General features: G+C 71.6%; 21 protein-coding genes. 15 read left to right on the top strand and 6 right to left on the bottom strand.

Annotated elements, in window-relative coordinates; translation table 11 throughout:
- Positions 1–68 precede the first annotated feature (68 nt).
- The gene (locus AB0N27_RS03825) at positions 69–251 is read right to left on the bottom strand and encodes a DUF397 domain-containing protein (RefSeq protein WP_354823334.1); all 183 of its coding nucleotides are present in this window, start codon (positions 249–251) and stop codon (positions 69–71) included.
- Positions 245–1,045 carry a helix-turn-helix transcriptional regulator gene (locus tag AB0N27_RS03830; protein WP_364362841.1) on the bottom strand — a complete coding sequence of 267 codons (801 nt, stop codon included), beginning with the start codon at positions 1,043–1,045 and terminating at the stop codon, positions 245–247. Before AB0N27_RS03830 ends, AB0N27_RS03825 begins: the two co-directional genes overlap by 7 nt.
- A 279-nt stretch (positions 1,046–1,324) precedes the next feature.
- On the opposite strand from AB0N27_RS03830, the gene AB0N27_RS03835 reads away from it, so the two are divergent.
- The 6 genes from AB0N27_RS03835 to malQ all read left to right on the top strand — a co-directional run bounded on the left by AB0N27_RS03835 (position 1,325) and on the right by malQ (position 8,264).
- Positions 1,325–1,579 carry a flavin reductase gene (locus tag AB0N27_RS03835; protein WP_364362842.1) on the top strand — a complete coding sequence of 85 codons (255 nt, stop codon included), beginning with the start codon at positions 1,325–1,327 and terminating at the stop codon, positions 1,577–1,579.
- A gap of 292 nt (positions 1,580–1,871) precedes the next feature.
- Positions 1,872–3,158 carry an ABC transporter substrate-binding protein gene (locus AB0N27_RS03840; RefSeq protein ID WP_364362843.1) on the top strand — a complete coding sequence of 429 codons (1,287 nt, stop codon included), beginning with the start codon at positions 1,872–1,874 and terminating at the stop codon, positions 3,156–3,158.
- On the top strand, positions 3,155–4,138 hold the full coding sequence (locus AB0N27_RS03845; protein ID WP_364362844.1) for a sugar ABC transporter permease: 984 nt from the start codon (positions 3,155–3,157) through the stop codon (positions 4,136–4,138). Before AB0N27_RS03840 ends, AB0N27_RS03845 begins: the two co-directional genes overlap by 4 nt.
- 1 nt (position 4,139) lies before the next feature.
- Positions 4,140–4,976 carry a carbohydrate ABC transporter permease gene (locus AB0N27_RS03850; RefSeq protein WP_364362845.1) on the top strand — a complete coding sequence of 279 codons (837 nt, stop codon included), beginning with the start codon at positions 4,140–4,142 and terminating at the stop codon, positions 4,974–4,976.
- Between the two features lie 10 nt (positions 4,977–4,986).
- Positions 4,987–6,195, top strand: a complete 1,209-nt coding sequence (gene ugpC, locus AB0N27_RS03855; protein ID WP_364362846.1) for a sn-glycerol-3-phosphate ABC transporter ATP-binding protein UgpC — start codon at positions 4,987–4,989, stop codon at positions 6,193–6,195.
- Positions 6,196–6,308: 113 nt separating this feature from the next.
- A complete protein-coding gene (malQ, locus tag AB0N27_RS03860) occupies positions 6,309–8,264 on the top strand; it encodes a 4-alpha-glucanotransferase (protein WP_364362847.1) in 1,956 nt (651 codons plus the stop codon).
- A gap of 33 nt (positions 8,265–8,297) precedes the next feature.
- On the opposite strand, the gene AB0N27_RS03865 is transcribed toward malQ, so the two are convergent.
- Positions 8,298–9,407, bottom strand: a complete 1,110-nt coding sequence (locus tag AB0N27_RS03865) for a winged helix DNA-binding domain-containing protein (RefSeq protein WP_364362848.1) — start codon at positions 9,405–9,407, stop codon at positions 8,298–8,300.
- Between the two features lie 140 nt (positions 9,408–9,547).
- Between AB0N27_RS03865 and AB0N27_RS03870 the strand changes: the two genes are divergently transcribed.
- Positions 9,548–9,940, top strand: a complete 393-nt coding sequence (locus AB0N27_RS03870) for a hypothetical protein (protein WP_364362849.1) — start codon at positions 9,548–9,550, stop codon at positions 9,938–9,940.
- Positions 9,941–9,992: 52 nt separating this feature from the next.
- Here the strand turns inward: AB0N27_RS03870 and AB0N27_RS03875 are convergent, their stop codons facing one another.
- The gene (locus AB0N27_RS03875) at positions 9,993–10,943 is read right to left on the bottom strand and encodes a chlorophyllase (protein ID WP_364362850.1); all 951 of its coding nucleotides are present in this window, start codon (positions 10,941–10,943) and stop codon (positions 9,993–9,995) included.
- Between the two features lie 184 nt (positions 10,944–11,127).
- Here AB0N27_RS03875 and AB0N27_RS03880 point away from each other — a divergent pair, with 184 nt between their 5' ends.
- From AB0N27_RS03880 to wrbA, 4 genes are all read left to right on the top strand, one after another.
- A complete protein-coding gene (locus AB0N27_RS03880) occupies positions 11,128–11,691 on the top strand; it encodes a TetR/AcrR family transcriptional regulator (protein WP_364366034.1) in 564 nt (187 codons plus the stop codon).
- Between the two features lie 54 nt (positions 11,692–11,745).
- Complete coding sequence (locus tag AB0N27_RS03885) at positions 11,746–12,504, top strand: HipA family kinase (RefSeq protein WP_364362851.1); 759 nt, start codon at positions 11,746–11,748, stop codon at positions 12,502–12,504.
- Positions 12,501–12,869: a DUF3037 domain-containing protein gene (locus AB0N27_RS03890; RefSeq protein WP_364362852.1), complete on the top strand. Its 369-nt coding sequence runs from the start codon at positions 12,501–12,503 to the stop codon at positions 12,867–12,869. Before AB0N27_RS03885 ends, AB0N27_RS03890 begins: the two co-directional genes overlap by 4 nt.
- 277 nt (positions 12,870–13,146) lie before the next feature.
- Complete coding sequence (gene wrbA / locus AB0N27_RS03895) at positions 13,147–13,767, top strand: NAD(P)H:quinone oxidoreductase (RefSeq protein WP_364362853.1); 621 nt, start codon at positions 13,147–13,149, stop codon at positions 13,765–13,767.
- Positions 13,768–13,854: 87 nt separating this feature from the next.
- Here the strand turns inward: wrbA and AB0N27_RS03900 are convergent, their stop codons facing one another.
- On the bottom strand, positions 13,855–15,777 hold the full coding sequence (locus AB0N27_RS03900) for an anthranilate synthase family protein (protein WP_364362854.1): 1,923 nt from the start codon (positions 15,775–15,777) through the stop codon (positions 13,855–13,857).
- A gap of 208 nt (positions 15,778–15,985) precedes the next feature.
- On the opposite strand from AB0N27_RS03900, the gene AB0N27_RS03905 reads away from it, so the two are divergent.
- The 3 genes from AB0N27_RS03905 to AB0N27_RS03915 all read left to right on the top strand — a co-directional run bounded on the left by AB0N27_RS03905 (position 15,986) and on the right by AB0N27_RS03915 (position 20,442).
- Positions 15,986–17,398, top strand: coding sequence for a gluconokinase (locus AB0N27_RS03905; RefSeq protein ID WP_364362855.1), 1,413 nt, complete (start codon positions 15,986–15,988; stop codon positions 17,396–17,398).
- A 216-nt stretch (positions 17,399–17,614) separates the two neighbouring features.
- Positions 17,615–20,023 carry a nitrate- and nitrite sensing domain-containing protein gene (locus tag AB0N27_RS03910; RefSeq protein ID WP_364362856.1) on the top strand — a complete coding sequence of 803 codons (2,409 nt, stop codon included), beginning with the start codon at positions 17,615–17,617 and terminating at the stop codon, positions 20,021–20,023.
- Positions 20,024–20,028: 5 nt separating this feature from the next.
- Positions 20,029–20,442, top strand: a complete 414-nt coding sequence (locus AB0N27_RS03915; protein WP_197281421.1) for a roadblock/LC7 domain-containing protein — start codon at positions 20,029–20,031, stop codon at positions 20,440–20,442.
- Positions 20,443–20,528: 86 nt separating this feature from the next.
- Here AB0N27_RS03915 and AB0N27_RS03920 read toward each other — a convergent pair whose 3' ends face one another.
- Entirely contained in the window at positions 20,529–21,872 is a 1,344-nt protein-coding gene (locus AB0N27_RS03920; RefSeq protein ID WP_364362857.1) for a GH1 family beta-glucosidase, read from the bottom strand.
- Positions 21,873–22,712: 840 nt separating this feature from the next.
- Between AB0N27_RS03920 and AB0N27_RS03925 the strand changes: the two genes are divergently transcribed.
- Positions 22,713–25,622, top strand: coding sequence for a glycoside hydrolase family 48 protein (locus tag AB0N27_RS03925; protein ID WP_364362858.1), 2,910 nt, complete (start codon positions 22,713–22,715; stop codon positions 25,620–25,622).
- The last annotated feature ends 140 nt before the right edge of the window (positions 25,623–25,762 follow it).

Below are 25,762 nucleotides of genomic sequence, written 5' to 3' on the forward strand. Positions count from 1 at the left end.
GACGCTTTTCGGCGACAGAAACTGCAAGATCGGCGCAGGTGGTCGGGCGGGTGCCTCCGGGGTTCGCGTCAGTGCTGTTTGGCGTACCCGACGAAGGCCTTCCAGGCCGCCGGGTCGACGCGCAGGGTGCCGCCGTCGCGGTCCTTGGTGTCGCGCACCAGCACCACGGTCGGCAGGTTGTCGGCGACCTCGACGCAGGACCCGCCGTTGCCGCCGGACCGGGTCGACTTTCGCCACTGTGGGGTCAGCATGCCCATGACTTCGCCACTTCCTTGATCAGGTCGATTGACTGCCGGCGGGGGAGCGCCTCGTTCCGCACGATCTCCCACGTCTTCGCCAGCTTAGCGACGTCGGTCGGTGCATCGACGAACTGCGCGGTGAGCTGGTTGTCGGCGTGAGCCACCCGCTCACCGTCGGGCATCTCGGCGATGATGAACTGACCGGCGAGCCCCAGGTACATCCCAGCATCCACCGGCACGATGTGCACCTGGATATGCTCCGCCGTCGCCAACTGGGCCAGGTGTTCGCACTGCTCGACCATGAGACCCGGCTGGTCGAGTACCGGCCGGCGCAGCACCGCCTCGTCCAGCACGGCGATGAGCTGCGGCGGGCGCGGGCGGTGCAGGATCGCCTGGCGCTCCAGCCGGGAGGCGACGATGCGGTCCACGTCCTCGGCGTCGAACCGGCCACCGGCCAGCGTCGCGCGAGCGTACCGCTCGGTCTGGAGCAGGCCCGGGACGTACGCCAACTCGAACCAGCGCAGCGTCGTCGCCTCCCGCTCGAACTCGATCCACTCGCGCAGCCAGGCCGGCTCGGCGTCGAGCCGGGCCAACCCCTCCAGCATGCGCAGGAAGCGCCCGCCGGTCTGGTGGTGGGTGTCGACAACCCTCATGTACTCCTTCGTGGGTGGCCGCCCGCCGGTCTCCACCGAGCTGACGTGTGAACCCGAATAGCCGATGCCCCGGCCGAAGTCGTCCTGACTGAGCCCGGTTGCCGCCCGGAGCAGACGCAACTCCTCCAGCACGTAGTCGGTGACAGTCCCCATCGGTTCCCCAACCTTCGCTCAGTCTGGCTCGGCGTGTCCCTCATGAGTGCTCACCTGGACCGCTGAGCTGCACGGATGGCGCGAGCACGTATCGACGGTAGTCGCGTCATCACCAGACTGTCACCAGTGGCGGGTCCGCCGGTGGCCGGAATGGCGGCGGTGGGCTCTGCACCCGGGGTCGCTCCCGTTCCCCCCTTGCGGGAGCGGCCCCATCCCCGTTCCCGAGGAGGTCACTGTGCTCACTGCGATGGTCAAGCCGCCCTCGGCGCGGTGGCGGTGATGGTGGTCCGGCCGCCCGTCCCGCACGTCGCCATGCGCCCGCTGTGGCGGTGCCGGAACTGTGGCATCGAGTGGCCCTGCCAACCGGCCAAGCTCGCTCTGCTGACGGAGTACCGGACCGACCGGACCGCACTGCTGATCTATCTGGGCACTCTGATGCACGAGGCGACGAACCAGCTCACCCAGCTCCACCCGGATCATCCGCCGACCCGGATGACCGAGCGCTTCCTCTCCTGGGCGAGGGCCCGCAGCTGACGCTCTGCCCGCCGTCTGTGTGGGGGTGTCGGGAACGACCCGGCCTTCGCGGAGCGACAGGCGACGGGCGAGAACCGTGGCGCCCGCGAGCGTGGCGTGGGGCACAGAGGGCCGGTGGCGGTGCGCACGCTAGCCGTGACAGCCAGGTTTCGCGACTTCACGGGCGGGGCAGAGTAGCCGTTACAGAGCGTTCGCGCCGGAGTTTTCGCAGCTCACCGGCTCGGAATCGTCTCGCCGTGCGCCGGGGCACGGATGCCCTCCCCGGTCTTTCGCCGAAGAGAGGGGGAGGGCGATGACAGACCCCGAAGCGGCTCGACACCGACGGCGGCCGGTTGTCCGGCTGGGGGCGGCGGCCGCCGCGCTGGCGCTTGTCGCGCCGCTGGCGGCGTGCGGCGGCGACGACAGCGGCGGTACGCCGACGATCAACCTGTACTACCCACCGGAGCAGAACCTGCAGAAGGTCGTCGACGACTGCAACGCGCAGGCCCAGGGTCGATACAAGATCGAATACCGAGTGCTGCCGCGTCAGGCCGACGACCAGCGGGTGCAGATGGTGCGCCGGCTGGCCGCCGAGGACCCCGGAATGGACGTCCTGGGTCTCGACGTCACCTGGACCCAGGAGTTCGCCAGCGCCGACTGGATCCGGGAGTGGACCGGCCAGGACAAGGCCGAGGTCGAGCAGGGCACCCTCGCCGGGCCGCTGGACACCGCCCGCTACGAGGACAAGCTCTTCGCCGCGCCGAAGAACACGAACGTGCAGCTGCTCTGGTACCGCAAGGACCTGGTGCCGCAGCCGCCCACCACCTGGGACCAGATGATCAGCGCGGCCCAGCAGCTCAAGGACCAGGGCAAGCCGCACCAGGTGCTGACCATGGGCGCCCAGTACGAGGGACTGGTCGTGCTCTACAACACCCTGGCCGAGAGCGCCGGCGGGAAGATCCTCTCCGACGACGGCAAGCAGGCAGTGATGGACGAGGGCACCGTCCGGGCGCTGGAGCAGTTGCAGCGTTTCGCCACGTCGGGCGTGACCTCGCCGTCGTTCAGCAACGCCACCGAGGACCCGGTCCGGTTGGAGTTCCAGTCCGGCGCCGGCGCGTTCCAGGTGAACTGGCCGTTCGTCTATCCCGCCCTTCAGGAGGCCAACCCGGACCTGGCCAAGCAGGTCGGCTGGGCCCGCGTGCCCGGCGTCGACGAAGGCACCCCCAGCAAGGTCACCATCGGCGGCGTGAACCTGGCCGTCAGCTCGTACTCCAAGCACCCGGACCTGTCGTTCGAGGTGGCCCGGTGCCTGCGCAGCGCCGAGCACCAGAAGTTCTCCGCCATCAACGACGGCGTGCCGCCGACCATCGAGGCGGTCTTCGACGACCCGGAGATGACCGAGGCGTACCCGATGAAGGACACCATCCTGGAGGAGCTGAAGGAGCCGGCGACGCGGCCGTTGACCCCCGCCTACCAGAGCATCTCCACAGTCATGTCGGCGATCCTGTCCCCGCCGTCGGCGATCCGTCCGCAACAGACCGCCGACGAGCTGCGCGACGCCATCGCCGACGCCCTCCAGTCCAAGGGGGTCCTGCCGTGAGCATCAACGCCACGCCGGCCGGCGCGGACACCGTCGCCGACGAGACCGCCACGCCGACCGTCCCCGCCCAGCGCGGCGGCGGACGCCGAAAGGCGCCGCTGAGCGAGAACAAGAAGGCCGAACGCAGGCTCGGCTGGCTGCTCTGCGCACCGGCCGCGCTGGTGATGGTGGCGGTCACCGCGTACCCGATCATCTACTCGGTCTGGCTGTCGTTGCAGCGCTACGACCTGCGCTTTCCCGACCAGCGCGAGTTCATCGGGCTGGAGAACTACGTCACCGTGCTCACCAACGAGTTCTGGTGGACCGCGTTCGGGGTGACCGCGCTGATCACCGTGGTCACGGTGGCCGTGGAACTGGTCCTCGGCATGGGGCTGGCGATCATCATGCACCGCACACTTGTCGGGCGTGGCCTGGTGCGGACCTCTGCGCTCATCCCGTACGGCATCGTCACAGTCGTCGCCGCCTTCTCCTGGCGGTACGCCTGGACGCCCGGCACCGGCTACCTGGCCGACCTGTTCAGCGACGGTGCGCCGCTCACCGAGCGGGCCAGCTCCCTGGCGATCATCATGCTCGCCGAGATCTGGAAGACCACGCCGTTCATGGCACTGCTGCTGATGGCCGGGCTGGCGCTGGTCCCCGAGGACCTGCTCAAGGCCGCCTCCACCGACGGGGCGACCGCCTGGCAGAAGTTCACGAAGGTGATGCTGCCGGTGATGAAGCCGGCGATCCTCGTCGCGCTGCTGTTCCGCACCCTCGACGCGTTCCGCGTCTTCGACAACATCTTCGTGCTGACCGCCGGCGGCAACGAGACCTCGTCGGTGTCGATGCTCGCCTACAACAACCTGATCCGGGGTCTGAACCTGGGCATCGGCTCGACGATGTCGGTGCTGATCTTCATCACCGTGGCGATCATCGCCTTCGTCTTCGTGAAGTTGTTCGGTACCGCTGCCCCCGGCAGCGACGACGGGGAGAGGCGCTGAGATGGCTGTCGAAACCACCACGCGGGCGAAGCTGCGCTGGGGTCTGCTGGACGTCCTCGTGGTCGTCTTCGCGCTGGTCCCCGTCCTGTGGATCGCCTCGCTGTCGTTCAAGACGCCGGCCACCCTCACCGACGGGAAGTTCATCCCCCGGGAGTGGACGCTCGACAACTACAAGACGATCTTCGACACCGACCAGTTCGTCCGGGCGCTGATCAACTCGATCGGAATCGCCCTGATCGCCACGCTCATCGCGGTGGTGCTCGGCGCGATGGCCGCGTACGCGATCAGCCGGTTGGACTTCCCGGGCAAGAAGCTGCTGGTCGGCGTCTCCCTGCTGATCGCGATGTTCCCGCAGGTGTCGCTCGTGTCACCGCTGTTCGAGATCGAGCGTCAGCTCAAGATCTTCGACACCTGGCCGGGCCTGATCCTGCCGTACATCACGTTCGCGTTGCCGCTGGCGATCTACACGCTGTCGGCGTTCTTCAAGCAGATTCCGTGGGACCTGGAGAAGGCCGCGAAGATGGACGGCGCCACCCAGGCCCAGGCGTTCCGCCGGGTGATCGCCCCGCTGGCCGCACCAGGCCTGTTCACCACCGCGATCCTGGTGTTCATCTTCTGCTGGAACGACTTCCTGTTCGCCATCTCGCTGACCTCCACCGAGCGGTCCCGCACGGTGCCGGCCGCGCTGTCGTTCTTCACAGGCGCGTCGCAGTTCGAGGACCCCACCGGGGCGATCTGCGCCGCCGCCGTGGTGATCACCGTACCGATCATCCTGTTCGTCCTCTTCTTCCAGCGCCGCATCGTGTCCGGCCTGACCTCCGGCGCAGTCAAGGGATAGGTGAGTAGTCATGGCTGACATCGTGCTCGACAAGGTGAGCAAGAAGTTCCCGGACGGGACCGTCGCCGTGCAGGACGTCGACCTGGAGATCGCCGACGGCGAGTTCGTGATCCTGGTCGGCCCCTCGGGCTGCGGCAAGTCCACCACCCTCAACATGATCGCCGGTCTGGAGGACATCAGCTCCGGCGAGTTGCGGATCGGCGGCCAGCGGGTCAACGACAAGGCTCCCCGGGACCGGGACATCGCCATGGTGTTCCAGTCGTACGCCCTGTACCCGAACATGACGGTGCGGGAGAACATGGCGTTCCCCCTGCGGCTGGCGAAGCTGGACAAGGAGACGATCAACCAGAAGGTCGACGAGGCGGCGAAGGTCCTGGAGCTGACGCCCCTGCTGGACCGCAAGCCGGCCAACCTCTCCGGTGGGCAGCGGCAGCGGGTGGCGATGGGCCGGGCGATCGTCCGCCAGCCCAAGGCGTTCCTGATGGACGAGCCGCTGTCCAACCTCGACGCCAAGCTGCGGGTGCAGATGCGCACCGTGGTGTCCCGGCTCCAGAAGCAGCTCGGCACGACCACCGTCTACGTGACCCACGACCAGACCGAGGCGATGACCCTCGGTGACCGGGTCGTGATCATGCGGGGCGGCGCGGTGCAGCAGGTGGGCCCGCCGCAGGAGCTGTACGACCACCCGCGCAACCTCTTCGTGGCCGGCTTCATCGGCTCGCCGTCGATGAACTTCCTGCACGCTGCCGTGCAGGACGGCGGGCTGCACACCGCGCTGGGTGACGTGCCGCTCGGCGACCGGGTCCGCCGCGAGCTGGAGGCCGCCGACGCGCCCCGCGAGCTGATCCTCGGCATCCGCCCCGAGCACTTCGAGGACGCCGAACTGGTCGACGACGACACCCGCCGGCGGGGCCTGGAGTTCGAGGCGCCCGCCGACATCGTGGAGTCGATGGGCTCGGACAAGTACGTCTACTTCACTGTGGAGGGGGAGAAGGCCAGCGCCGCCGAGCTGGAGGAGCTGGCAGCCGACGCGGGCGCTGCCGACTTCGCCGGCGCCGGCGGCAACCTCGTCACCCGGCTGTCCGCCGAGTCCCCGGTCACCGAGGGGCAGACCCGTCGGGTCTGGTTCAACCTGGAGAAGATCCACCTGTTCGACCCGAGCACCGGCCGCAACCTGACCCTGCACGAGGGTCGGGCGGCCGGCGCGCTCGCCGACTGACCGCGTCCACCGCGACGGGGCCGGCGGGTTCGCCCGCCGGCCCCGTCGTGTCCTGCGCCGCGTGCCCGGTCGTGGCAAGGTGGTCGCAGGTCGCGTCGTGAAGCGGGGGACGGATGAACCGACGACTGGCCACGCTGGCCAACGCGCACGGCGTGTCCACCTGGTACGAGGACTGGCGGCACCGCCGCGTCGAGGTCGCCCCGGAAACCGTCGTGGGTGTCCTGGGTCTGCTCGGCGTGGACGCCACCAGCCCGGCCGCCATCGCCGACGCGCTCGCCGCCGCACGCGCCGTCGACGAGGCCGCGCTGCCGCCGACAGTGGTGCTCACCCACGGCGCCACCCGGGCGCTACCCGGCCCCGGCGTGGTGACCCTCGAGGACGGGGGCCGCCGGGCGGTCGACGCCGAGCTGCCGGGGGACCTGCCGCTGGGCTGGCACCGGCTGGCCTGCGACGGGCGTGAGGTGACGCTCGTCGTGGTGCCCCGACGGCTGCCGGAGCCGCCCTCCACCTGGGGTTGGATGCTCCAGCTCTACGCGCTCACCTCAGAACACTCCTGGGGCATGGGCGACCTCGGCGACCTCGGCGAGTTCACCGGCTGGGCCGGTGCCAACGGCGCGGGGCTGGTGCTGCTCAACCCGCTGCACGCCGTCGGCCCGTCGCACCCGGTCGCCGCCTCACCGTATTCACCTGCCAGCAGGCGGTTCGTCAACCCGCTCTACCTGCGCGTCGGCGCCACCGCCGCGTACCGGGCGGCGGACCCGCCGACCCGCGCGATCGTCGACGCCCTCCGCCCCGACCGTGGCGACCTGATCGACTACGACGAGGTGTGGGCCGCCAAACGGCACGCCCTGGAGCTGCTGCACCCGTACGCACAACCGGTGGACCTCGACGCGGACCCGGCGCTGGCGTCGTTCGCCACCTGGTGCGCGCTGGCCGAGCGGCACGGCAACGACTGGCGGGCCTGGCCTGCCGAGCTGCATCACCCCGACTCGGCGGCGGTCGCCGAGCAGCGCCGCCAGCTCGCCGACCGGGTGGCGTTCCACGCCTGGCTGCAACACCTGTGCGACGAGCAGCTCGACGCGGTCACGGCGGCGGCCCGCTCGGCCGGGATGCCGGTCGGCGTGGTGCACGACCTCGCCGTCGGCATCGACCCGGGTGGCGCGGACGGCTGGCAGCTCGCCGACGTGCTGGCCCAGGGCGTACGCGTCGGCGCCCCACCTGACGACTTCAACCAGCTCGGGCAGGACTGGGGGCTCGCCGCGTGGCGACCGGACCGGCTCGCCGCCACCGGGTACGCGGCCTACCGGGACATGCTGCGCCGGGCCCTGCGGCACGCCGGCGGCCTGCGTGTCGACCACGTCGCCGGGCTGTGGCGACTGTGGTGGGTGCCGCCGGGCGGTGGCGCGGCCGACGGCACCTACGTGCGCTACGACGCCGAGGCGATGCTTGGCATCCTCGCGCTGGAGGCGCACCGGGCCGGCGCGGTGGTCGTCGGCGAGGACCTGGGCACCGTCCAGCCGGCGGTGACCCGGGGCCTGCGGGAGCGCAACATGCTCGGCTCGACCGTGCTGTGGTTCGCCCGCGACGACGAGGGCGGCTTCGTCCCGCCGAGCCGGTGGCCCCGCAACGCGCTCGCCACCATCTCCACCCACGACCTGCCCACCGCACCCGGATTCCTCACCGGCGAGCACGTGCGGGTACGCGACGAGTTGAAGCTGCTCAGCACCGACACGGCTGTCGAGCGGACGCGGGCCGCCGAGGAGCGGGAGCTGTTGCTGACGATGCTGCGCGCCGAGGGTCTGCTGCCGGACGGCGAGTTGTCGCCCGACGGCGAGGAGGCTGTGGTGGCGATGCACGCGGCCCTCGCCGCCAGCCCGTCCCGGCTGCTCGGTGTGTCCCTCTACGACGTGCTGGGCGAGGTGCGCCAGCCCAACATGCCAGGCACTGTCGACGAGTATCCGAACTGGCGACTGCCGCTGCCGGCCACCGTGGCGCAGATCCGCTCCGACCCCCGGGTGGCCCGGATCGCCGCGTTGCTGACCGAGGCCCGGCCCCGGCCGGCGCGCTGAGCGACGCCACGCCACGGCCGGCGCGCTTGTCGGTCAGGCCTGCCACTCGAAGCGGGGCGGCAGACCGAGGAAGTCGGCGTACCGGCCCAGTGCGTGCTCCACCCGGGTGCGCGCCGGGGCGGTCAGGGGCGTCAGCGGCTGGATCGTCACGGTGACCGTGGACCTGCCGATCCGGCGCTTCCACACACCCACCACGCGACCGGCGTGGACCACCGTGGCCTGGAAGATCCCGTTGTTGCCCGGCACGACGGCGGCCTGGTGGGCGGGGTCGAGCATCAGCGTGCGGTCCCGGTAGCCGAGCAGGTACTCGTCGAACCCGGGCAGCGCCCGCACCTCGTCCAGTGGGGTGCGCGGCGTGTCCGCGAGCGCCACGTCCACGTACATCGGCTGGCCGTCGACCCGTACCGTGCTCAGCGCGTCGCCGGCGGCGGTCAGGCCGCGTCGCGCGTCGGTCAGGGTGAGGCCGGTCCAGCCCGCGAACTCGCGGTCGGTGACCGGGCCGTGCCCCCGGACGTAGCGGTGGGCCAGTACCGCGAGGGCCTCGTCCCGGTCCAGCTGGCGTGGCGCGGGCGCCCACTCGTCGAGCAGCGCGAAGGTCTGCTCGGTGCCGACGTTCGGGGCCACGCAGGTCACCCCTCGTACGCTCGCGAACCACAGCAGGTGGTAGCCGCGCTGACCGTCGGTGCCCAGCCCCGCCTCCCGCAGGGTGGCCAGGCACTGCGACCGGGTGAGTCGACCGCCCCCGGTCAACGCGGCACCGAGGACGTCCACCGCCCGGTCGGCGTCGACGTCGGTGAGACCGAGTTGTGCCCGGCGGGTCGCCGCGCCGGCCAGCGAGCGGACGCCTGTCACCTCCAGCATCCAGCGCGCGTCGGCGGGTGGGACGAGGTGCACGGTGCCCCGCATCGGCCAGGTGCGCAGCGCCTCGCGCCGCTCCAGCGCTTCCTGCACGTCGGTCAGGCGGGAACCGGGCAGTCGGGCGCCCAGTGACCACAACCCGCTGGCCAGGTCCTGAGCCTGCATCGCGCCGAACCACTCGACCACCTCGGCGACGGTGCCGGGCTGGGTGCCGGGATGCGGACGCAGCAGCAGGCTGGTCATCCGCAGTGCCAGCGCTTCGGCGGCGCTGAGGTCGGCAGGCATCGCACGCCCCTTTCCGGTGGCCGGGCCGCCAGCCTAGGTGGCGGCGCCGACACTTCGTGCCGGTGCGAGGCGTAACGGTGGTCGACGTGGGAAAGCGGCCGGCCGGAAGTACGCGCGCCGCGCGTGCGGAAGGGAGTCTCATGACTGCCGCAAGTGAGCCGGCCCGGGGTGCCGGCACATCGGCCGGGTCCCGGACCCATCGGGGGGACGCCCGCGCGAAGACGAGCGCGGCCGCCACCTTCGCTCTGGTCTTCGGCGTCGCCGGCCTGCTCAGCGTGCTGACCGCGATCCTGGCCTGGATCGGGCTGGTGCTGGGCATCATCGGGATCATTCTCGGCATCGTCGGCCTGAAGATGAGCCAACGGCCCGGGGTGACAGGTCGGGGCGTGTCCATCGGCGGCCTGGTGTTGAGCATCCTCGCGGTGCTCATCGGTCTGGGTCTCGCCGCGGGCATCACCACCTTCGTCAACAACGAGGGCGCGGTGGACCGTCTCCAGCAGCAGGTCGACGACCTGCGCGACAAGCTCGACTGACAGTGGGGCCCGATGGTCGGGGGCCACGGCGTGCCGTGGCCCCCGACCGGGCCTACTTGGACTCGACCCGTCCGACCGCCTCGGCTCCGGAGGTCAGCTCGGCGCACGTCGTCTGCCACGCCGAATCCTCGGGGTCCAGCGCGCTGCGGAGGTAGGCCCAGGTCAGCGCCTGGACCGCCGCCACCCGCCGCGGGTTCTCGTCAGTGGTCTCGGCAGCGTCGTAGCCGGAGATCCCGCCGAGACCGTGCTCGGCGTCGAAGATGGTCAGGAGAGACTTGGGGCCGGGGGAGAGGACGTACGGGTCGGCGTGCCACTGCGGACCCTGAACCGTCAGGTGCTCGGAGGCGTCCCTGTCACCGGCGACGACGAGCGCCGGTGTCGTCATCGTGGAGAAGTCCGTGCTCTGGAAGAACGAGAAGCTTTTCGCGTACTCGGTGAGCGCGTCCCCGCCCCGACCAGGCGCGGCGAGGAGCACCCCCGCCCGGATCCGGGGCTCGGCCAGGTTCAGAGGCGTCCCGTCCCGGGGGTCGGTGAGTCGCGCTCCCAGCAGCAGGCTCGCGGTGTGTCCGCCCATCGAATGCCCGGCCACGGCCACCCTGCTCCGGTCCAGGCGACCGTGAAGCTGCGGAGTGGCGGCCTCGATGGCGTCGAGGTGGTCGAGGATGCGTGTCATGTCCTCGGCCCGTGACCGCCAGTAGAGCGGGGCGTCCGGGTCGGCGGGATCGAGGCTCAGTGTCTTCGAGTCCAGGTGGGTCGGCTGGATAACCACGAAGCCGTGCGCCGCCCAGTAGTTGGCCAGCGGCCCGTAGCCGTTGAGCGAGGAGAGGTTGTTCGACTGCCCGTGGCCGTGCGAGAGCAGGATGATCGGTAAGTCGCTGCCGGCCATCGGTGCGGAGACGCGTACCTGCAGGTCCACGGCGCGGCCGGGAGCCGGCAGCACGATCGGGCTGACGGACAGGACCGGGGCGTTGCTGGTGTCGGCGACGTGAGTGGGTGCGTTCATGATGGTGATGCCTTCCCGGGCTGTTGGTGCGGAGCCGGCGCGGTGGGGCCGGGCAGGACGTTTCCTGCTTCCGCTACAGTCAAAGCGGATCGTCGTTCCACTAAAACTATACGGAACGCTGATCCGCTTTGCCAACCGTCCGTGTGAAGGAGAACCGGTGTCGGCGACGAGCCAGTCCCCGCAGATGCCAGCCCGAGGCAAGAGGGCCGACGCGGTGCGCAACCAGCAGGCGCTGCTCACCGCCGCCGCCGCGGTGTTCGTCACCTCCGGCGTCGAAGCCCCGATCCGCGAGATCGCGGCCCGGGCCGGAGTCGGCATCGGCACGATCTACCGGCACTTCCCGACCCGGGCGGACCTCGTCGTCGCCGTCTACCGGCACCAGGTGCAGGCCTGCGCCGAGGCCGGCCCCGCGCTGCTGGCCAGCGCCGACTCCCCGTTCGCCGCGCTGCGGCAGTGGGTAGACCTCTTCATCGACTTCCTGGTCACGAAACACGGCCTCGCCAACGCGCTGCAATCGGACACCGGCGGCTTCGACGCCCTGCACACCTACTTCCTCGACAACCTGGTGCCCGTCTGCGCGCAGTTGCTCGACGCCGCCGTCGACGCCGGCGAGATCACTGCCGGCACCGGCGCGCTCGAACTGATGCGCGGCATCGGCAACCTCTGCATCGGCGGCGACAAGGACCCCCGCTACGACCCCCGACGCCTGGTCGCCCTGCTCCTGCGGGGCCTGGCGCAACCGCGGTGACACGTGTCGGCACTCCCGGCGGGCGCCCTCGGAGATCACAGTAGTGTGGGCGGCGTGCTCCGCCAGGTCACCGCGATCCGCTACGCCACCCCGCTGCGCGAGGGCGGCTCGCTCCCGGGCGTCGTCGAGGCCGACGACCTCGGCACGTACGTGGCGAAGTTCTCCGGTGCCGGGCAGGGGCCCAAGGCGCTCGTCGCCGAGGTGATCTGCGGTGAGCTGGCCCGCCGGCTGGAGCTGCGCGTACCACCGCTGGTCGTGCTCGACATCGACCCGGTCATCGGGCGGGCCGAGCCCGACCAGGAGGTGCAGGAGCTGCTGCGCAACAGCGGCGGCGCCAACCTGGGGATGGACTTCCTGCCCGGGGCGCTGGGCTTCGACCCGGTCGCGCACCCCGTCGATCCGATGCTCGCGTCGCGGGTGCTGTGGTTCGACGCGTACGTGGAGAACGTCGACCGGAGCTGGCGCAACCCGAACCTGCTCGTTTGGCATCGGGAGCTGTGGCTCATCGACCACGGCGCGGCCCTGTACTTCCACCACAACTGGCCCCGCGCCGAAGCCGCAGTACACCGGGCCTACCGGGCCGACGACCACGTGCTCGCGCCGTACGCCGACCGGCTCGCCGACGCCGACGCCGAACTGGCCCCGCAGGTCACCCCGGAACTGCTCACCGAGGTGCTGGACCTGGTGCCGGCGCAGTGGCTGACCGCCGCCGACTTCGACTCCGCCGACGAGGCGCGGGCCGCGTACGTGGCGCACCTGTCCCGCCGCGTCGCCCGGCCGGCGGACTGGCTGCCGACAGGGGGCGTGGCGTGAGGCATCCCTTCGAGTACGCGCTGATCCGGCTGGTGCCCCGCATCGAGCGCGGCGAGCAGATCAACGTCGGCGTGCTGCTCTACTGCCAGCAGCGCGACTTCCTGTCCGCGCGTACCCATCTGGACGTCGACCGGGTCGAAGCGCTGGCGCCCGACGTCGACCTGCCGGCAGTGGCGGCGGTGCTCGACTCGTGGGACCGGACATGTTCCGGTGACGGGCCGGCGACCCGGATGCGACTGGGCGAGCGGTTCCACTGGCTGGTCGCCCCCCGCAGCACGATGATCCAGACGGGGCCGGTGCACACCGGGCTCACCGCCGACCCGGCGGCCGAGCTGGAACGGCTGATGGTGGCCCTGGTCCGCTGAGCGGACGGGCCCGTGCCATCCCCTGATCGCGCTGCGCCAGCGTCGTTGCCGGCGGAGCGCGATCCCCCGTTCAGGCTCCCGGTGCGGGGCGGCGGATGGCTTCCGTCGGCACCGGTGACATCAGGATCGCTGTCCGCGACGGTCGCGCGGCGTCCATGACCGGGAACTTGCGGAAAACTTGAGCCCGTCGTGCGGGCGGCAGCTCCCCGGTGGCGTTTGTCGGCCCGGGTCACGGGTAGTCGCGGGAGCTGAAACCGGACGAGAAGGGGAACATCTGATGGCTGCCCAGACCAAGGTAGCGGTGATCTACTACAGCGCCACAGGCATCACCTACCAGATGGCGCAGGCGGTGTGTGAGGCCGCCGGGGACGCCGGTGCCGAGGTGCGCCTGCGCAAGGTGCGCGAGCTGGCGCCGGACGAGGCGATCCGCTCCAACTCCGGCTGGCAGGCGCACCACCTGGAGACCCAGGACGTGCCCGAGGCGATGGTCGACGACCTGGCCTGGGCCGACGTGGTGATCCTCGGCGCGCCCACCAGGTACGGCATGGTGGCCGCCCAGCTGAAGCAGTTCATCGACACCACCGGACCCCTCTGGGCGCAGGGCGCGCTGGCCAACAAGGTCTACTCCGCCTTCACCTCGACGGCGACCTCGCACGGCGGCCAGGAGACCACGCTTACCTCGCTCTTCAACGTCTTCTACCACTGGGGTGGCGTCGTGGTCACCCCCGGCTACACCGACACCAGCCAGTTCATCGCCGGCAACCCGTACGGCCCGTCGCACACGAGTAACAACGGGGAAGTCGCCCCGGACGCCGTCGCGCTGGGGGCGTGCGCGCTCACCGCACGCCGCGCCGTCCAGATGGGAGCCGCGCTGAAGGCGGGCCTGGCCGCCGGCTGACCACGGCCGGGGACCGGCGACGCGGACGGGGGCTCTCGACCCGTGCGCGCCGCCGGCCCACCCAGCCGTACCCGCCCGGAGGGCTGACTACGCCCGACCGCCGGCCGTGGGCAACTCGTCCGGCCGGTTCGCCGGCAGCAGACCGCCCAGCAGTTCGGCCAGGACGGTGAGGCCGTCCGGGCTCAGCACCGACTCCGGGTGGAACTGCACCCCCGCGAAACCCTGCCCGCGCAGCGCGTGCACGGCACCGTCGCGTACGTCCCGGGCCAGCTCGACCGGCCCGTACGCGGTGTCCAGCCGGTCCGCCTGCGCCTGGGCGGTGAACGTCGAGTAGAAACCCACCCGGCGGCTCTGGCCGAACAGCGACACCTCCCGCTGCAACCCCTGGTAGGGCGCGTCCCGGCGGTGCAGCGGCAGACCCAGCAGCCCGGCCAGCACCTGATGGCCGAGGCAGACCGCGAGGGTCGGCCGGCCCTCGGCGAGCAGCCCGGCCAGCAGCTCGCGCAGCGCCACCATCTTCGGCTCGTCCGGGCTGCCCGGGTCGCCCGGTCCGGGGCCGGCCACCACCAGGTCGTAGTCGTCGACCGGGCCGCCGGCGTGCCACGGCCGCAGGGTGACGGTGAGACCCAACGCGCCCAGCTGGTGGGCCAGCATGCCGGTGAAGGTGTCCTCGGCGTCCACGATCAACGCCCGGCGGCCTACCAGCCCGGGCAGTCCCGGTGCGTCCGGCGACCGCTGGTCCAGCCAGAACCGGGCCAGCGGCGCGTTACGCGCGGCAAGCGCGTCGCGTACCGCCGGGTCGTCGGCAAGCCGCGCGACCGCCCCCCGGTCGCCGGCGGGCGCCGCCGGGCCGAGACCGAGCGCGGCCAGCACACCGGCGGCCTTGGCGTGCGTCTCGGCCACCTCACCGGCCGCCGTCGAATGCCTGACCAGTGTGGCGCCGACCGGCACCCGCAGCTCACCGGTGGGGGAGATCTCGGCGGTACGGATGAGGATCGGCGCGTCGAGCGTCTGCCGGCCGGCCTCGTCGTGACCGAGCAGGGCCAGGACGCCCGCGTAGTAGCCCCGGCCGCGACGCTCGTGGCGGGCGATCACCCGGCAGGCGTTCTCCATCGGGCTTCCGGTCACTGTCGGCGCGAACATCGTCTCGCGCAGCACCTCCCGCACGTCGCGGGTGCCGCGCCCGGCGAGCAGGTACTCGGTGTGCGCGAGGTGGGACATCTCCTTGAGGTACGGGCCGATCACCTGGCCGCCGTGCTCGGCCACGGTGGCCATCATCTTCAGCTCCTCGTCGAGGACCATGTACAGCTCCTCGACCTCCTTGGGGTCGGCGAGGAAGCGCAGCAGCGCCGCCCGGTCGGACACGCCGCCGGGGGGCCGGAAGGTGCCGCTGATCGGGTTCATCATGACGAGGCCGTCGTCGACGCTGACGTGCCGTTCCGGGCTGGCGCCGACAAGCGTCCGGGTGCCGGTGTGCACCACGAACGTCCAGTACGCGCCGCGTTCGGCGACCAGCAGCCGGCGCAGCGCGGCCAACGCGGCCACCAGCGGCGGGCCCTGCACCGTGGCGTGCAGGGTGCGGTGGATGACGAAGTTGGCGCCCTCGCCGTGCCCGATCTCCTCGGCCAGCACCTGGCCGACGATCCGCGCGTACTCCTCGTCGGTGACGTCGAACGAGGCGTCGACCGCGCGGACCGCCTCGTCGGGCAGGTCGGTCAGGACGTCGGCCAGCGGGATCCGGTGGTGCTCGCTGACCTGGAGGCACTCCAGCGGGGCGCCGTCGTCGACGCAGGCGAAGCCGCGTTCGGCGATCTGTCGGAACGGCACCACGGCCAGCGTCCGCGCCCCGGGCGTGCCCTGCGGCAGGGGAATGTCCGCCAGCCGGTCGACGGTGTCGACGGTGCCGGTGAACAGCTCCAGCTCGTCCGCGCCCTCGCGCCGCAGCAGCGCGAAGGGGCCCGGATCGGCGCCACGGGTCACGGCGGCGAGCAGGTCGGTCAGGTGGGTCATCGGAGTCTCCGTCAGGCCGGGGCGCCGCCGTTCGGGGCGGCCGTCCGGGGCCGGAGATCCGGCGGTCGCCTCAAGTGGCGGCCGCGTGGATGGAGCTACGCGCGGAGGGTGCCCGCCGGGTCGGCGGGCCACCAGCAGGTCGGATGCGCGAGCATGGATCCACCCTACGCGCCCGCGGCCGCGTTGGCACCGGGTAACTTGACCGGCGATGAACATTCTCGCGCTCGACCTGGGCACCTCCTCGGTACGCGGGCTGGTGCTGGACGCCGACACCCAGCCGCTGCCCGGTGCGCTGGCCCGGCGCAAGGTCAGCCTCACCATCGGCGACGACGGCACCGGCACGGTCTCCGGTCCCGGCTATCTCGCCTGCCTGATCGAGTGCCTCGACGAGCTGGCCGACGGCGGCCACCTGCGCGACGTCGATCTCGTGGCGGTCTCCGCCCAGTGGCACTCGGTGCTCCCGCTGGACCGCGACGGCACCCCGCTGGGACCTGTGGTCACCTGGCTGGACACCCGGCCGACGCCTGCCGACGGGGCGACCGGGCCGGCCGACGCGGACGACTTCCACCAGCGCACCGGCTGCTGGTGGCACCGCTCCTACTGGTCGGTGCGGCTGCCCTGGCTGCGGGAACGGTCCGGCACCCCGATCGCCCGGTTCGTCGGGCTGCCCGAGTACGTGCTGGGCGAGCTGCTGGAGGCGGCGCCCATGTCGGTCTCCCAGGCCTCCGGCACCGGCCTGCTGGACCTGCGGAGTCTGCGGTGGGACGAGGAGGCTCTGGCGCTGGCCGGGGCGCGACCGCAGGACCTGCCGCCGCTGGGCGAGCTGGACTGGCACGGTCGCCTGCGGCCCGACATGGCCCGCCGCTGGCCCCAACTGGCGGCTGCGCGGTGGTCACCGCCGGTGGGCGACGGCGCGGCCTCGAACGTCGGCTCGGGCTGCGTCGATCCGAGCCGGGCCGCGGTGACCGTGGGCACCTCCGCGGCGGTACGACTGATGCAGCGGGTCCCCGCCGGTGAGCCGCTGCCCCGGCTGCCCGAACAGCTCTGGCGCTACCGGGTCGACCACGACCACGTGGTGACCGGCGCGGCGTACTCCAGTGGCGGCAACCTGTTCGCCTGGGCCGACCGGGAGCTGCGGCTTCCCCGGGGCGCGGAGCTGGACGCGGCGCTGGCTCTGGTGCCGCCCGGTGGCGCCCGGCCGGCCGACCCGCGTTTCGGCGGCGACAGGCCCCCCGGCCTGGCCCCGGCGGGCTCCGGTGAGCTGCGCGGGCTCAGCTTCAGCACCACAGGCGTGGACATCCTGGCCAGCCTGATGCAGGGGCTGTGCGAACTGGTCGCGGACGACCTGACAGTGCTGGAGTCCACGATCGACAAACCGGTCGAGGTGGTGCTCGGCGGAGGCGCGGTGGCCGCGTCGGTGTGGTGGCGGCAGGCGTTCGCCGCGGCGCTCGCACCGCGACCGGTGTCGCACCAACGCAACCCGGAGATCGGCGCCACCGGAGCGGCGTTGGTGGCGCTGGGCCGCTTCGGGGACGCGGTGGAGCTCGCCGACATCGGCCGGATGGACGAACTGGCGTCACCGACGACGGCAGGAGGTTCCCACCCGCAGTATCCTTCCTGAACTCCTGCCTGGTTCGGGCCGTTGACAGCGCTCCCGAGCCTGGTTGGATGGACTGCGCTCCCCGGACCGCGGTGGACGCGGTAGGACGGAGGAGGCAGGGTGGCGGCAGGTCCCGACCCGGCGAACGGCACGGTGTCGAACCATCGCCGGCGTCGCTTCGACGTCCGCGTCGTTCCACACCGACGCCGGTCCCCGTTCCGTCTGCGGGACTGGCGGATGAGCACCAAGCTGGCGACAGTGCTGGTGGTGCCGTCGGTGGCGTTCCTGGTGCTCGCCGGTGTGCAGACCAGCACGCTTGTGGGGCGGACGACGGCGTTGAACGACTTCGCCCGTCAGGTGGGCATCGGCAGGCAGATCACCGCGGCGGTGCACCAGCTCCAGCAGGAACGCGACCGTACGGCGGGGGAGCTGGGCGAGCTGCGCCGGGGCGCCGACCGGGAGGCCGCGGCCTCCACGCTCAAGCCCCTGCAGACGGCCGCCGACCGGGCGATGGCCGACCTGAGCCGGGCGGCGCAGCCGCTTGCCGACGCCGACGCGTCCTGGCGGGTGGCCTTCTCCGAGGCGCAGGAGGCGTACGACCAGGTGATCGACATCCGTCCGGCGATCCCGCCGGCGGTGCTCAGCAACGACACCATCCTGAGCAACTACCACCGGGCCGTGGGCGCGCTGCTCGACCTGCTCGCCGAGCCGACGCCGGGGCAGGGGCGGGCGGCGTTGAACGACGCGGTGCTGCGCTACGTGCAGCTGGCCCGGGTTAAGGAGCTGTCCTCCCGGGTCCGGTCGCAGCTGTACGCCGCGTCCCGCGCCGGCAGGTATGGCACCGAGGACCGGGTGATCCTCGCCGACCTGCGCGCCCAGCAGTTGACCGCCCTCGGCGCGTTCCGGGTGGCCGCGACGACCGACCAGATCCGCCGGTACGACGAGACGTCCGTGGATCCGGTGTTCGTGGTCGCCACCCAGCTGGAGGAGCGCAGCCTCCCCAACGGGAGCGCCGCGCCTGAGGTGCTGCCGTCGGAGCAGTGGTGGTCGGCCAGCGAGCAGCGTCAGGAGCTGCTGCGACAGGTCGAGGCCGGGGTGCTGGACGACGCCGTCCGGCAGGCCGACGAGGCCAGCTCCGGGCAGCTGCGGGCCACCCTGCTGGTCGTCGGCGGGATCGTCGCGGTGCTGCTTGTCGCCCTGCTGATCTCGCTGCTGGTCGGGCGGTCGGTAGCCCGGTCGATGCGGCTGCTGCGTAGCCAGGCGTTGCGGATCGCGCAGGTCGAGCTGCCGGACGCGCTGGACCGGCTGCGTACCGTCACCGGAGGCGTGCCGCCCATCGACGTCGCGCCGGCGGTGGTCCGGTCCCTCGACGAGATCGGTGAGCTGGCGGAGGCGTTCGTGGCGGTGCACCGCAGCGCGGTCACGGTCGCCGTCGAGCAGGCCATGATGCGCCGCAACGTCAACGCGATGTTCGTCAACCTGGCCCGGCGCAGCCAGGTGCTCGTGGAGCGCCAGCTGGAGCTGCTGGACGACCTGGAACGCGAGGAGAGCGACCCGGACCAGCTGGAGAACCTGTTCAAACTGGACCACCTGGCCGCGCGTATGCGCCGTAACGACGAGAGCCTGCTGGTGCTGGCCGGCACCGACTCCACCCGCCGCTGGAACCGGCCGGTCGGCCTGGGCGCGGTGCTGCTCGCCGCCGCCGCCGAGATCGAGCAGTACCGGCGGGTGCGGATCGAGCCGGTGGGGAACGTGCACGTGGTCGGTCACGCCGTCGGTGAGCTGGTGCACATGCTCGCGGAGCTGCTGGAGAACGCCACGGCCTTCTCCCGCCCGGACACCGTGGTCGTGGTGGACGTGCGGCTGGAGGCCGCCGGCGCGCTGATCGAGATCGTCGACCGTGGCCTGGGCATGAGCTCGGCGGCGCTGGCCGAGGCGAACGAGGTGCTGGCCACCCCGCCGGCCGCGGACGTCGCGGCGGTCGAGCGGATGGGCCTGTTCGTGGTGAGTCACCTGGCGGCCCGTCTGGGTGTGCGGGTGCGGCTCGACGGGGGACAGAGCGGCCTGGTCGCCAGGCTCGCGTTGCCTGCCGCGTTGCTGGCGCCGGCGGGCGGGGTGGAGCTGGATCCGCCGGCGCCGGCCCGGATGGTGGCCGCGGGCGCAGCCCGGGGGGTGGGTGTGCAGCGGCAGCAGGCGGCCCCGACGCCGGTCATGGCGTCGCTGGACCTGCCGGTGGCCGGCCGCCCGCCGGCGACCGCCGTGCCACGTCAGGCCCGACCGGTGCCGGTACGGGCCGAGGACGTGCTCACCCCCGCCGGCGCGCCGGGCGCCGGGGGAGGCTGGTGGTCCCGCGAGGGTCCGTCCACGCCGGTGTCGCCCGGGCCGGCCGTGCCGCCGGCGACTCCGGTGACCGCCGGCACGAACGAACGGGGCCTGCCGATGCGGGTGCCCATGGCGCAGCTCTCCGCGGTCACCCGCCCGGCCCGACCCGAATCGGCCCCGGCGCGTGACGACCTGGACCCGGACGCGGTAGGCGGCATGCTTTCCCGGCTCTACAGCGGGGTACGGCGTGCCGAGGCCGAGGACACCACTGAGATACCCGTGCCACCGTCCAGGGGGCACGACGAAGGGGGACGACGACAGTGACGACGTTGAGCCAGGAGGCGCGGGACCTGAGCTGGCTGGTGAGCGCCTTCGCGGAGCGGGTGCCGGGTGTGGCGCACGCGGTGGTGGTCTCCTCCGATGGGCTGCTGGTGGCGATCTCCGACCACCTGCCGAGGGATCACGCCGACAAGCTCGCCGCGGTGACCTCCGGGCTGATGAGCATCACCGCGGGCGCGGCCCAGATGTTCGACGGCGACATTGTCAAGCAGACGGTGGTCGAGATGGGCCGGGGCTACTTCCTGGTGATGCAGGTGCGGGACGGGTCGATCCTGGCCACCCTGGCCGCCGGTGACGCGGACATCGGCGTGGTGGGCTATGAGATGGCCCGGCTGGCCAAGCAGGCTGGGGAGATGCTGACCCCGGCGCTGCGGGCGGAGTTGCAGCAGGCGCTGCCGCGCTGACGAGGGTCGACCGCTGCCCGGACGGTCACGGCTCTGCGCCGGAGCCGAGCCGTCCGGGCCCGGCCGTCCGTCCGGGTTGCCTGCCTTCAGAAGCCGCCGTCGGCGATGACCGACCGATACCAGTGGGCGCTGCGCTTGAGCACCCGCCGCTGGCTCGGGTAGTCCACGTAGACGAGCCCCCAGCGCTGGTCGTACCCCTCGTCCCACTCGAAGTTGTCGAGCATCGACCAGACGTGGAAGCTCTCCAGCGGCACCCCGTCGGTGATGGCGCGGTGCGCGGCGGCCAGGTGGTCGCGCAGGAAGCTGATCCGGCCGGCGTCGTCGATTGTGTCGTCGGCGGCCAGGGTGTCGGGGGTGGGCAGGCCGTTCTCGGTGACGGTCAGCGGGATGGGGCCGTAGTCGCGGGTGACCCGGGTCAGGATGTCGTACATCCCGTCGGGGTAGATCTGCTGCCACTGGGCCTCGGAGGTCGGCCAGCGGTGTTCGGTGCCGCCGTCGGCCGTGACGTAGATGGGCGTGTAGTACTGCACGGCCAGCAGGTCGACGGGCGAGGAGATCACCGCGAGGTCGCCGTCGCGGATGCCGCGGACCATCCGACTCCCGGGGCCCAGGTCGGCCAGGACGTCCTCGGGGTAGCTGCCCATGAGCAGGGAGTCGAGGTAGAGGCGGTTCTCGTAGCCGTCGTACAGCCGGGCGGCGGCGGCCGCCTGCGGTGAGTCGTCGGCGGGGTAGCAGGGGTGCAGGTTGAGCGCGGGGCCGATCCGGGCGGTGCCGTCGGCGGCGCGCAGCGCGCGTACGGCGAGCCCGTGGGCGAGCTGGAGGTGGTGGGCGACCAGGTAGGCGGCGTCCGGGTCCTGTCGGCCGGGGGCGTGGTGGCCGATGAGGTAGCCGTTCTGCACCACCGTCTTGGGCTCGTTGATGGTGAGCCAGACCGGCACCCGGTCGCCGAGGGCGGTGAAGACCGCGTCGGCGTAGTCGGCGAAGCGCAGGGCGGTGTCGCGCGACTCCCACCCGTCGGCGTCCTGCAACGCCTGCGGCAGGTCCCAGTGGAACAGGGTGGCCATCGGGGCGATGCCGCGGTCGTGCAGACCGTCCAGGAGGCGCCTGTAGAAGTCGAGACCACGCTGGTTGGGGGCGCCGGTGCCGTCGGGCTGGATCCGGGGCCAGGAGATGGAGAAGCGGTAGCTGCGCAGCCCGAGGTCGCGCATCAGGTCGAGGTCTTCGGCGTACCTGTGGTAGTGGTCGGCGGCGACGTCGCCGGTGTCGCCGTTGCGGGTGCGCCCGGGGGCGTGGCTGAACGTGTCCCAGATCGACTCGCCGCGGCCGTCCTCCTTGGCGGCGCCCTCAATCTGGTACGCGGAGGTGGCCGCGCCCCATCCGAAGTCGTCGGGGAAGCGCAGCGGGCCGGCGGGCCCGGTGGGTATCGACATGGATTCTCCTCGTGGATACGGGGCCACCGCCGAGATTCGGGAGCGCTCCCAGGATAGGTCAGGGGCGGCCCTCCCGGTCAGCCGGCCGTCCTGGCGGCCGACGCTGTCGGGTTGAGGCGGGTGAGGGCCCCGGACAGCGAACGAGGCCGACCGGGCGGCGCGGTGCGCCTGTCCCGTCGGCCTCTTTTCCCATCGTGTACGGGGGTTTAGTGTGGGGACGGGGGAGGGCAACCCCCGTCCCCACCGTAACTGCACACACACGGGCGGAATTTGGGTCCTGCCGTGCGTGTCGCGCGGGAGCCGGGCCACGCGAGTGGCTCTGGTTCCACCTCCCTCCGTGTGGCGGGACGATGGCTGACGGCGGCGTCCGGGCTGGCCCGCCGTCGGCCTTCGGGCTGATTCCCCGGGCCCGTCCGGAGACGGTCCCGGCGATCTTCTTGTTGGAACTTGTCGATGGAAGCGCTCCCATCGACCGATGTTGCGACTGTAACGCCCGTCACGCCTTTGTGAAAGACCCAAAACGAGATCGAAACAAGGACCTGATTCGACCCGCTCTCCGCTTGTCGTGGGAGCGCTTCCATGGCACACTGTCGATTCGACGCGACAGGAGCCACATCGCGTGAGCGCGGGTCCGCCGAGGGCAGCCGGCAGCACGACATCCGGTCACGGCACCCGAATGCGGCCGACGGGACCCCCTCCCGTGCCGGCCACACCGCCGTACCCCGGCCGGGCCCGGGGGAGACCACCTTCCCGGCGCCTCGAATCCCCCGCGACCACCACCCTCGCGGGCAGGCGCCCCGCCGGGACCATCCCGGCCTGGCCCGAGGAGACACCGCGCACATGAGACAACTGGCACGACGCCGCCGCGTGGCGATCATCGCCGCCGTCGCGCTCGCCGTCGGCGGGGTGACCCTGCCCGCCGGCGCCGCGCAGGCCGCACCCGCCTGCGACGTGGTCTACGCGACGAACGACTGGAACAACGGCTTCACCGCGAACGTCACCATCAAGAACCTGGGCGACGCGGTCAGCAACTGGACCCTCAAGTGGACCTTCCCGAACAGCGGCCAGCGGGTCACCCAGGGCTGGTCGGCCAGGTTCAGCCAGACCGGCAGCGAGGTCACCGCGACAAACGAGTCGTACAACGGCAACCTCGGCACCGGGGCGTCCACCACCATCGGCTTCAACGGCTCCCACACGGGCAGCAACCCGAAGCCCACCTCGTTCACCCTGAACGGGACCACCTGCAACGGCACCGCGGCCAACCAGCCGCCGACGGTCTCCCTCGGCGTGCCGTCCGGGCCGTTCACCGCACCCGCCGACGTGCCGCTGACCGCCACCGCGAGCGACCCGGACGGGACGATCAGCAAGGTCGAGTTCTACCGCAACGGCCTGCTGATCAACACCGACACCTCCGCGCCGTACGCGTACACACAGGAGGACCTGCCGGCCGGCAGCTACACCGTCCAGGCCAAGGCGTACGACAACGCCAACGGCATCGGTGTCGACGAGAAGTCGTTCACCGTCGGCGCCGCCACCGGCCCGACGCTTGTCGCCACCCCGTCCGCGGTGAGCGTCAGCGAGGGTGGCACCGCCACCTTCAACCTGAAGCTCAGCGCCGCGCCGACGGCCAACGTGCCGGTCACCCTCACCCGCACCGGCGACACCGATGTCACGGTCTCGCCGGCCACCGTCACGCTGACGCCCAGCAACTGGAGCACCGGGGTCACCGTCACGGTCGCCGCGGCGGAGGACAGCGACACCGCGGGCGGCGCCGCCACCATCACCGCCTCCGCCACTGGCCTCGCCTCGCTGGCGGTCGCCGCCACCGAGATCGACAACGACACCCCCGGCGGCGGCGACAACGCCTACATCAAGAAGTTCCTCGACCAGTACGGCAAGATCAAGAACTCGGGCTACTTCAGCCCCGAGGGCGTGCCCTACCACTCGGTCGAGACGCTGATCGTCGAGGCGCCGGACCACGGCCACGAGACCACCTCCGAGGCGTTCAGCTTCTGGCTGTGGCTGGAGGCCTACTACGGCCGGGTCACCCAGAACTGGGCCCCGTTCAACAACGCGTGGACGGTCATGGAGAAGTACATCATCCCGACCCACGCCGACCAGCCGACCGCTGGCTCCGCCGGCACCCCGCAGTACGCGGCGGAGTACAACCTGCCCAGCCAGTACCCCTCGGCGCTGAACCCGAACATCCCGGTCGGACAGGACCCGCTCCGCTCGGAGCTCCAGTCCACCTACGGCACCGGTGACATCTACGGCATGCACTGGCTGATGGACGTCGACAACACCTACGGCTTCGGCCGCTGCGGCGACGGCACCACCAAGCCGGCCTACATCAACACCTTCCAGCGGGGTACGCAGGAATCGGTGTGGGAGACCGTCCCGCAGCCGTCCTGCGACACCTTCAAGCACGGCGGTCAGTACGGCTACCTCGACCTGTTCGTCAAGGACACCGGCGCCCCCGCCAAGCAGTGGAAGTACACGAACGCCCCGGACGCCGACGCCCGCGCCGTGCAGGCCGCGTACTGGGCGCTGACCTGGGCCAAGGAGCAGAACAAGCAGGCCGACGTCGCCGCCACCGTGGCCAAGGCCGCCAAGATGGGCGACTACCTGCGGTACGCCATGTTCGACAAGTACTTCAAGAAGATCGGCAACTGCGTCGGGGCCAGCACCTGCCCCGCCGGCAGCGGCAAGGACTCGGCGCACTACCTGCTGTCCTGGTACTACGCCTGGGGTGGCGCGTACGACACCAGCCAGAACTGGTCCTGGCGGATCGGCTCCAGCCACAACCACTTCGGCTACCAGAACCCGTTCGCGGCCTGGGCGCTGACCAACACCCCCGAGCTGAAGCCGCAGTCGGCGACAGCCGTCGCCGACTGGACCAAGAGCTTCGAGCGGCAGCTGGAGTTCTACACCTGGCTCCAGTCCGCCGAGGGCGGCATCGCCGGTGGCGCCACCAACAGCTGGGACGGCAGCTACGCCCAGCCGCCGGCCGGCATCAGCACCTTCTACGGCATGTTCTACGACGTCGACCCGGTCTACAACGATCCGCCGTCGAACCAGTGGTTCGGCATGCAGGCGTGGTCGATGCAACGGATCGCCGAGCTGTACCTGCAGACCGGCAACGCAAAGGCCAAGGCGCTGCTGGACAAGTGGGTGCCGTGGGCGATCGCCAACACCACACTCGGCACCAACTGGTCGATCCCGTCGGACATGAAGTGGACCGGCCAGCCGACCACCTGGAACCCGTCCAGCCCACAGCCCAACACCAACCTGCACGTCGAGGTCACGGTCAAGGGTCAGGACGTCGGAGTCACCGCCGCCTACGCCCGCACCCTCATCGCGTACGCGGCCAAGTCGGGCGACACGGCTGCCAAGGACACCGCGAAGGGTCTGCTCGACGCGCTGTCCGCCGCCAGCGACGCCAAGGGTGTCTCCACCACCGAGTCGCGGGGTGACTACCGGCGCTTCGACGACACCTACGACGCGTCCACCGGGCAGGGCCTCTACGTCCCGCCGGGCTGGACCGGGAAGATGCCGAACGGCGACGCCATCGCCGCGGGCAAGAGCTTCCTGGACATCCGTTCCTTCTACAAGAACGACCCGGACTGGCCCAAGGTGCAGGCGTACCTGGACGGCGGCCCGGAGCCCACGTTCAACTACCACCGCTTCTGGGCGCAGGCCGACGTCGCCATGGCGTACGCCGACTACGGCAACCTGTTCCCGAACGGCTGACAACGACCCGGGGTGGGTGGCGCCCCCGCCCACCCCGGGGGTTCGGCCGGGTCCGGGGGAACGATGGGACCCGGCCGGCGGACGGCCTGACACCCACGGTCAGGCCGGGGTGAGCCGGCCCTCCGGACAACGCAGCGGAT

This window comes from Micromonospora sp. NPDC093244 (assembly GCF_040683695.1).
Classification (GTDB): domain Bacteria; phylum Actinomycetota; class Actinomycetes; order Mycobacteriales; family Micromonosporaceae; genus Micromonospora.

What these genes read in the sequence shown, in the direction of transcription:
- AB0N27_RS03825 (WP_354823334.1), bottom strand. Translation starts at nt 251, where the DNA reads ATGCTGACCCCACAGTGGCGAAAGTCGACCCGGTCCGGCGGCAACGGC.
- AB0N27_RS03830 (WP_364362841.1), bottom strand. Translation starts at nt 1,045, where the DNA reads ATGGGGACTGTCACCGACTACGTGCTGGAGGAGTTGCGTCTGCTCCGG.
- wrbA (WP_364362853.1), top strand. Translation starts at nt 13,147, where the DNA reads ATGGCTGCCCAGACCAAGGTAGCGGTGATCTACTACAGCGCCACAGGC.
- AB0N27_RS03875 (WP_364362850.1), bottom strand. Translation starts at nt 10,943, where the DNA reads ATGAACGCACCCACTCACGTCGCCGACACCAGCAACGCCCCGGTCCTG.
- AB0N27_RS03905 (WP_364362855.1), top strand. Translation starts at nt 15,986, where the DNA reads ATGAACATTCTCGCGCTCGACCTGGGCACCTCCTCGGTACGCGGGCTG.
- AB0N27_RS03925 (WP_364362858.1), top strand. Translation starts at nt 22,713, where the DNA reads ATGAGACAACTGGCACGACGCCGCCGCGTGGCGATCATCGCCGCCGTC.
- malQ (WP_364362847.1), top strand. Translation starts at nt 6,309, where the DNA reads ATGAACCGACGACTGGCCACGCTGGCCAACGCGCACGGCGTGTCCACC.
- AB0N27_RS03910 (WP_364362856.1), top strand. Translation starts at nt 17,615, where the DNA reads ATGAGCACCAAGCTGGCGACAGTGCTGGTGGTGCCGTCGGTGGCGTTC.
- AB0N27_RS03850 (WP_364362845.1), top strand. Translation starts at nt 4,140, where the DNA reads ATGGCTGTCGAAACCACCACGCGGGCGAAGCTGCGCTGGGGTCTGCTG.
- ugpC (WP_364362846.1), top strand. Translation starts at nt 4,987, where the DNA reads ATGGCTGACATCGTGCTCGACAAGGTGAGCAAGAAGTTCCCGGACGGG.
- AB0N27_RS03870 (WP_364362849.1), top strand. Translation starts at nt 9,548, where the DNA reads ATGACTGCCGCAAGTGAGCCGGCCCGGGGTGCCGGCACATCGGCCGGG.
- AB0N27_RS03835 (WP_364362842.1), top strand. Translation starts at nt 1,325, where the DNA reads ATGGTGGTCCGGCCGCCCGTCCCGCACGTCGCCATGCGCCCGCTGTGG.
- AB0N27_RS03920 (WP_364362857.1), bottom strand. Translation starts at nt 21,872, where the DNA reads ATGTCGATACCCACCGGGCCCGCCGGCCCGCTGCGCTTCCCCGACGAC.
- AB0N27_RS03900 (WP_364362854.1), bottom strand. Translation starts at nt 15,777, where the DNA reads ATGACCCACCTGACCGACCTGCTCGCCGCCGTGACCCGTGGCGCCGAT.
- AB0N27_RS03865 (WP_364362848.1), bottom strand. Translation starts at nt 9,407, where the DNA reads ATGCCTGCCGACCTCAGCGCCGCCGAAGCGCTGGCACTGCGGATGACC.
- AB0N27_RS03880 (WP_364366034.1), top strand. Translation starts at nt 11,128, where the DNA reads ATGCCAGCCCGAGGCAAGAGGGCCGACGCGGTGCGCAACCAGCAGGCG.
- AB0N27_RS03840 (WP_364362843.1), top strand. Translation starts at nt 1,872, where the DNA reads ATGACAGACCCCGAAGCGGCTCGACACCGACGGCGGCCGGTTGTCCGG.